The 552-nt window shown below is 53.4% G+C and carries 1 protein-coding gene; it reads right to left on the reverse strand.

Annotated features, from left to right (window positions below):
• Positions 1-413: hypothetical protein (locus NEI07_RS02650; protein WP_256032504.1), on the reverse strand; the 413-nt coding region annotated here is incomplete at its 3' end.
• Positions 414-552: the final 139 nt, after the last annotated feature.

Consider the following 552-nt stretch of genomic DNA (forward strand, 5'->3'; position numbering starts at 1 on the left):
ATAGCGAACAAAACTCCCAAGGCTGCCGCCGGGCTACGCTGCGTACCATAACGCTTATTCAAATATCCGTTGACGAGCATGCGCCTCAGGCGCCGAAATTGACCCAATTGAGCGAATTCTGTTTCTGCTATTCCCACCGCGTGCGTGTAATAAGCAGCATATGCTTTGCCGATACTCGCTTGGGTAGGGCGCGGGTCTAGGTAAGCGCTGCGGCAACGATTGCACCGATACAAAGTCCATTTTCCCGGGGCAATAAAAAATACATTGTCGATCAAATCTTCTTGAAGGATCTTGCGGTCAACACACCCACAGACGGGGCAAGCGTAAACGCTCTCTAACTCAGTTTCAGACCATGGCGTATTCCACGGAGAATCTCCGGCTGACATCGAGCTCGTCGTGTCGTATGCGCTCATCGTAACACCTCCCGTGCCCGAACAATTAAAGTCTCGGAAAAGCGGGTAGCTAACCGTCGCAAATCGAGCGGGGCGCGCAACCAGGACCACGCCATTGCTATTAATAGCAAGCAACCGGCGGCTCCCCACCACATTCCGC

It is taken from the genome of Methylocystis suflitae, from assembly GCF_024448135.1.
Lineage (GTDB): Bacteria > Pseudomonadota > Alphaproteobacteria > Rhizobiales > Beijerinckiaceae > Methylocystis > Methylocystis suflitae.